Annotated in this window: 6 protein-coding genes; 3 read left to right on the top strand and 3 right to left on the bottom strand. The window is 75.5% G+C overall.

All coding sequences use genetic code 11. The features are described 5' to 3' along the window. Positions 1-25: 25 nt before the first annotated feature. Positions 26-811 carry an aminotransferase class IV family protein gene (locus tag I3F58_RS09890; RefSeq protein WP_374207936.1) on the bottom strand — a complete coding sequence of 262 codons (786 nt, stop codon included), beginning with the start codon at positions 809-811 and terminating at the stop codon, positions 26-28. A 417-nt stretch (positions 812-1,228) separates the two neighbouring features. After that, positions 1,229-1,882: a sigma-70 family RNA polymerase sigma factor gene (locus I3F58_RS09895; protein WP_240107909.1), complete on the bottom strand. Its 654-nt coding sequence runs from the start codon at positions 1,880-1,882 to the stop codon at positions 1,229-1,231. 226 nt (positions 1,883-2,108) lie between these two features. On the opposite strand from I3F58_RS09895, the gene I3F58_RS09900 reads away from it, so the two are divergent. The 3 genes from I3F58_RS09900 to I3F58_RS09910 all read left to right on the top strand — a co-directional run bounded on the left by I3F58_RS09900 (position 2,109) and on the right by I3F58_RS09910 (position 5,293). Further along, a complete protein-coding gene (locus I3F58_RS09900; protein WP_240107910.1) occupies positions 2,109-2,930 on the top strand; it encodes a DUF4397 domain-containing protein in 822 nt (273 codons plus the stop codon). Further along, positions 2,923-3,636 carry a class F sortase gene (locus tag I3F58_RS29610; RefSeq protein WP_240107911.1) on the top strand — a complete coding sequence of 238 codons (714 nt, stop codon included), beginning with the start codon at positions 2,923-2,925 and terminating at the stop codon, positions 3,634-3,636. Before I3F58_RS09900 ends, I3F58_RS29610 begins: the two co-directional genes overlap by 8 nt. Before the next feature lie 283 nt (positions 3,637-3,919). Then, the gene (locus tag I3F58_RS09910) at positions 3,920-5,293 is read left to right on the top strand and encodes a deoxyribodipyrimidine photo-lyase (RefSeq protein ID WP_240107912.1); all 1,374 of its coding nucleotides are present in this window, start codon (positions 3,920-3,922) and stop codon (positions 5,291-5,293) included. Positions 5,294-5,426: 133 nt separating this feature from the next. On the opposite strand, the gene I3F58_RS09915 is transcribed toward I3F58_RS09910, so the two are convergent. Beyond that, positions 5,427-6,163 (bottom strand): B12-binding domain-containing protein (locus tag I3F58_RS09915; protein WP_240107913.1); only part of this gene is annotated, 737 nt, incomplete at its 5' end.

Consider the following 6,163-nt stretch of genomic DNA (forward strand, 5'->3'; position numbering starts at 1 on the left):
GGCCCTCAGCAGAGAGCCGGGCCCCTCACAGCTCATCCCCCGGCAGGGCGAGGTAGCGGGCCCGCAGGGCGGCCGTCACGGGATGGCCGGGGTCCAGGGCCGTGTCGTCGAGCGCCGCGATCGCGCGGACACCGACGTTCGCGTTCGTGGCGAAGGCGGCCCGCATGCCGGGCGCCTCGGCCAGGGTGACCGGCTCCGTGGTGTGGGCGTGCGCCTGCTGCAGCAGGGCCATCGTGACGCCGGGCAGCACGTCGGCCCGGGGCCAGACGACGGTGCCGTCCGCCCGTACGAAACCCACGTTCCACGTACCGCCCTCCGAGACGTGCCCGTCCGGGCCGTGGAACAGCGCGTCGTCGTAGCCGTCGAGCTGCGCGGCCCGCCGGGCGTGCAGGGCGCCGAACAGGCCCAGGTGCTTGACTGCGGGCAGGTCACGTACGTACGGGACCGTCTTCACCCGCAGCGGCGGCAGCGGCAGCGCGCCCACGGGCCTGCGGGTCACCAGGACGTGCGGCGTGGCGGGCGCGGCCGGGCGTCCGATGTCCAGGTCCGGGTCGAAGACGCTGACCCGGACGACCGCGCGGGAGCCGCCGCCCGGCCCGGCCACGGCCCGCCTGGCGTACGCGCGGACGCGGTCCGTGTCGAGTTCGGCGCCGAACACCGCCCGGCAGTCCCGCGCGAGCCGCGCGAGGTGCAGCCCGAGGCCCCGTACCCGCCCGTCGTCGACGCGCAGGGTCGTGAAGTGCCCGTAGTTGGTCAGGGCCATGGCCCTGAGCGCCTCCCTCTCCACAGGCCGCCCGTTCAGTTCCATCACGGGGACAGTGTGGCAGCGGCACGAGGCGAGCCCGACGGCACCGGTCGCCCCATAGGGGTGACGCCGGACCGGGAGGCGCGGTCAGGCCTCCCTGCGGGGCCGAGCCGCCGAGGGAAGAACCGTCGAGCACCGGCACCGGCGGGACGGACACCCCCGGAGAGGCGACCGCCGAACCGGCCGCTCCCGCCGCACGCCCCGCCGCACGCCCCGCCGGACCCACCGCGGGCTCCGGGCGGACGCGTCCCTGTCCGCCGTCCTCGCCGGTCTCGTCGCCGCCGTCGCCGGGGCCGCCCTGTTCGGGGCGCCGACGGGCGGGCAGAGCGGGGCGGTCCGGGAGGAGCGGGGCCGCACGCTGTCCCGACGGGCCTTCCGTGGCGGACGGGGCTTCGGCCGACCGGGCGGGGGCGTGCGAGCGGGTCAGCGAGACGGCCCCATCAGCCGACGCAGGACGATCATGGCCCTGCGGATGTGACTCTTCACGGTGCCGAGCGGAAGGCCGGTTCGCTCCGCGATCTGTCTCTGCGTCATGTCACCGTAGACGGCCATGGCCAGCAGCCGCCGTTGCACGGGGGAGAGGCACCGGAGGTTCTGGGCGACGAGCACCCGGTCGAGGGCCACGTCGCTCTCGTCACCACTGTGCTGCCGCACGGCTTCGCCGTTCCGTTCGGCGACGGCGCGCACCGTGTCCGCTCTGCGGGTGCGAGCGGCGAGGGCGTCGACTATGGCATGGCGAGTGATGCCGACGATCCAGCCGGCCAGGGCGCCCCGCTCCGGGCGGAAGCCCGCCCGTCCCCGCCAGGCGGCCAGGAACACCTGCTGGGTGACGTCCTCCGCGTCCTGCGGGTTTCCCAGGGAGCGCCGGGCCATGGTGTAGACCAGGGGCGACCAGCGCTGGTAGGCGAGGGCCAGGGCGTCCTCGTCGCCCGCGGTGAATCGTGCCGCGAGGGCGGCGTCGAGCCGGGGATCGGCCCGGCGGGGGACGCGTGTCCCCTCGTCGGCCGGCGACCGGTCGGGCAGCCCGAGGCGCTCTCCTCGACCGATGCTCGGAGATGTCGTGCGAAGGGCCGTCATGGCGCGCTCCTCAGTCCGACGCGACCTCGTCCCTGGCGAAGATCCGCCGATGCGGCACGGCATTCAATTCGCATCGATTGTGCATTGGTCCGGCGCACCCTGCCCCGAGGCCCGGAGAGCGTCGCGAACCCGCTTCCCGAAAGGACTGCATCCCTTCGGCCGTCCGGCGGTGAAGAACAGGTACGCGCTCTCACCCAGAGCGCGTCCCCCGAAAGGACACGGAACGATGAAACTCCGCACCAGCGTCGCAGTAGCCGCCTCTATCGGGATGTGCGCACTCGCGGTCGGAGCCGCGGGGCCCGCCTCCGCCGCGCAGGACGACGAGGCCATGGTCTCCGTCTTCCATGCCGTTCCCGGCCTGACCGTCGACGTGTACGCCAACGGGGACGAGCTGCTCGCGGGCTTCGAGCCGGGCACTCTCACCGAGCCGCAGGCGCTTCCGGCCGGCTCCTACGACATCGAGATCTTCCCGGCCGGTGCCGATCCGAGCGGCACCCCAGCGATCCAGAAGACGGTCGAGGCGCCCGCGGGAGCCGACGCGACCGTCGTCGCCCACCTGTCGGCCGACGGAACACCCCGGTTGGACGCCTATGTGAACGATGTGTCCCAGGTGCCCGCCGGAGAAGCCCGCCTGACGGTACGTCACGTCGCCGCGGCGCCGGCGGTGGACGTCCGGGCAGGCGACCAGCCCGTCTTCAAGGGACTGGAGAACCCTGACGAGGACACCACCGAGGTGTCGGCCGGAACGATCTCGGCCGACGTCGTCCTCGCCGGGACCGACGACGTCGTCCTCGGTCCCGCCGACCTCGACCTGAAGGAGGGCACCAGCACCGTCGTCTACGCCTGGGGCAGCGCCACCGACGACAACCTCGCCCTGAAGGTGCAGACACTGGCCGCCTCGCACGGGACGCCCTCCGCGGTGAACGCCGGATTCGGGGCGGGCACGAACGACTCCGACGCGTGGATCGCCTACTCCGCCGGCTTCGGTCTGCTCGCTCTCGCGGGAGCGCTCACCGTCAGGCACCTGAGGGCACGCGATCGTGCCTGAGGGAGGTAGGAGCACCGGCCGGTCCGGGAGGTTCCTCCGCGACGCCACCGCGGTCTCCGCGGTGGCGGCCGCCGGGATCGCGTCGTTCGCCTTCGGCGTCTCCCTCGATCAACGGCACCCCGAGGCCCCGGATCTCGCGCGCCCGACGTCGATCGTGACGCCCGGACCGTCGCCGCCCGCGGCGGACGGCGGGGTGACGGTCCACCCGGCCCGGGACGCCGGGAGCCGCCTGCCGGCGTCCGACGAGGAGGCCGGCCTGCTCCCCGTCCGTGTCGAGATCGAACGCCTCGGACTCGACGCCGCGGTCGTGCCGGTCGGGGTGCGTGAGGACGGCACCGCGGAGGTCCCCGAGGACCCCGCGCAGGCCGGCTGGTATCGCTTCGGCCCGGTCCCGGGGGACCCCTCGGGATCCGCCGTCCTCATGGGGCACGTCGATTCCCGCAGCGGGGAACTTGGCGAGTTCGCGGCGCTGTTCGGGGCTCGCCCCGGGGACACGGTGGTCGTCGAACGAGCCGATGCCCCGCCGCTGTCCTACCGGATCACCGCGCGCGTCACCGTCGACAAGGACCGGCTCCCCGGCTCCGTCTTCGCCCGGACCGGCGATCCGGTTCTCACCTTGGTCACCTGCGCGCCGCCATACGACGCCGTCGGGGGCTACCAGCGCAACCTCGTCGTGACGGCGGAGCCCGCGCGGCCCGCCGAGTGATCGGTGCGCGTTCGTCGTCCGTGCCGGCCGGCCGGCGCTCCCTCCGGTGTCGGAGGGCCCGCCCCGGACGCACGTCGGAGGGTCCGGCCGCACGAGCCGGCGGCGCGGCCCCGCGCGGAGCCCGTGCGCGGCGGTCGTGTCGGCTCCGGCGGCGGGGACGGCCGCACATCGGTACGCCGCATCCACCGGACGGGTCGGCGCGGAAGAGTCCGGCGTAGCAGCGCAGTCGTCCGCCGTCGGGGCCCGTGGCGGATCCGACGGCCGGTTCACCGGGAGTGTCACCATGAGCGTGTCCGTCGTCCTGTTCACCGCCGACCTCCGCGTGCACGACCATCCGCCCCTGCGGGCCGCGCTGCAGGGCGCCCACGAGGTGGTGCCGCTGTTCGTCCGCGATCCCGCGGTGGACCGGGCCGGTTTCGCGGCGCCCAACAGGCTGGCCTTCCTCGCCGACTGCCTCGCCGACCTCGACAAGGCGCTGCGTGATCGCGGGGGCAGGCTCGTCCTGCGCGTCGGCGACACGGTGGCCGAGGTGTGCTCGCTGGTCGGGGAGGCGCAGGCGGACGAGGTGCACATGGCGGCCGGCCACTCGGCCTTCGCCCGCGCACGGCAGGCGCGGCTGCGTCGTGCCCTGGAGGCGGACGGCTGCCGGCTCTACGTCCACGAGGCCGTCGTCACCGCCGTGCCGCCCGGCGCCCTCACCCCTCAGGGCGGCGACCACTTCGCGGTCTTCACCCCGTACTTCAGGCGTTGGGCCGAGGCGCCGCTGCGCGGTCCGCTGCCCGCCCCGCGGGCGGTGCGGGTCCCCTCGCACCTGCGATCCGAGCCCCTCCCCTCACGGAGCGCGGTCGCCGGGGCATCCGCGGGCCTCGCGGCGGGCGGGGAGTCCCAGGGGCGCAGGCGGCTCGGGGACTGGCTGGCCCGACGGGCCGACACCTACCGGGAACGCCACGACGACCTCGCGGGCGACGCGACCTCGCGGCTCTCCCCGTATCTGCACTTCGGGGCCGTGTCGGCGGTCGAGGTGGTGCACCGGGCGCGGCTCAGAGGAGGTGCCGGAGCCGAGGCCTTCGTCCGCGGGCTGTGCTGGCGTGACTTCTTCCACCAGGTGCTGGCGGCCCGCCCCGGGAGCGCTACCGCGGACTACCGGCCCGGACAGGCCGGACGCCTGCGGGAGGGCGACGCCTCGGCGGACCTGGCCGCCTGGCGGGAGGGCAGGACCGGATACCCCGTCGTCGACGCGGCGATGCGGCAGCTCGCGCACGAGGGCTGGATGCACAACCGCGGCCGGTTGATCACGGCGTCCTTCCTCACCGGGACGCTCCGCGTCGACTGGCGCGAGGGCGCTCGTCACTTCCTGGGCCTGCTGGTGGACGGCGACGTGGCGAACAACCAGCTCAACTGGCAGTGGGTGGCGGGCACGGGCACGGACACCCGCCCCCACCGCGTCCTGAACCCCGTCCGCCAGGGACGGCGCCACGACCCGGACGGGGCGTACGTGCGCCGGTGGGTTCCGGAGCTCGCCGGTCTCGGGGGCGCCACGGTGCACGAACCCTGGCGGCTCGCCGGACTCGACCGGGCCGTCTTCGACTACCCCGACCCGATCGTCCGGCCCACGGGCACCGGGGCGGGCCCCCGCCGACCGCGCCCCGTCGGCTGAGTCCCCCACACGCAGACGGCGTCCCGGCCCTTCCGGTGGCACCCGATGTCCCCGCGGACACCGGGCCCGGCCGGGCGGGCGCCCGCCACGAGGGCACGTCCCGGCCACCGGGCGGGCGCCCCCGGAGGAGCGCTCACCCGCCGGCGACCCGGGCGGTCTCCTCGTACCACTTCGTGATCAGGTCCAGCGCCTCCCGCAGCCCGTGAGGCCGCAGCATCCCGGCGCCGGGAGGGCGCCCGGCCCAGCCCGGGCCGGCGAGCAGGACCAGCGGGGTCGTCCGCGCGCCTCTCGGACCGAAGGCCGTGCCGGCGACGTGTCGGGCCAGCGCGCGGCTCGCGGTGGAGCGGGCCTGCGACCACAGCACCACCACCGCCGGGCCGCACCGCCGCACTGCGGCGTCCAGGGCCTCCGCGGGGACGGCGCCGCCGAACATGCGCGTCGGCACGCCCTGCTCGGCCAGGCCGGCGGCGAGTGCCTCCAGGGGCAGGGTGTGCAGCTCCGCCGGCATGCACGCGAGCACGACCGGAGCCGCCCACGCGTCGGCACGCCCCGTGACGACCGCCCTGCGCAGCGCGGTCGACACCTGCCAGGAGAGCAGGTGCTCCACCTCGACGTAGCGGTCGTCCGACGACTCCCATCTGCGCCCCACGGCGTGCAGCGTCGGCGCCAGCACCTCCTCCCAGGCCGTGACGAGCCCGTACTCGTCGACGACCCGCTGCAGCAGCGTCTCCATGGCCCGCGTGTCGAGCCGCACGGCGGCGCGGGCCAGCCCGCGGCACTCCTGCCGCACGTCTCCGAGCGGGAGGCCGCTGCCCGAGCCCGGGCGACGGGCGGGCTCCGCCGCCGCCGCCGACGGGACTGGCGCGGCCC

This window comes from Streptomyces sp. MUM 203J (genome assembly GCF_022414595.1).
Lineage (GTDB): Bacteria > Actinomycetota > Actinomycetes > Streptomycetales > Streptomycetaceae > Streptomyces.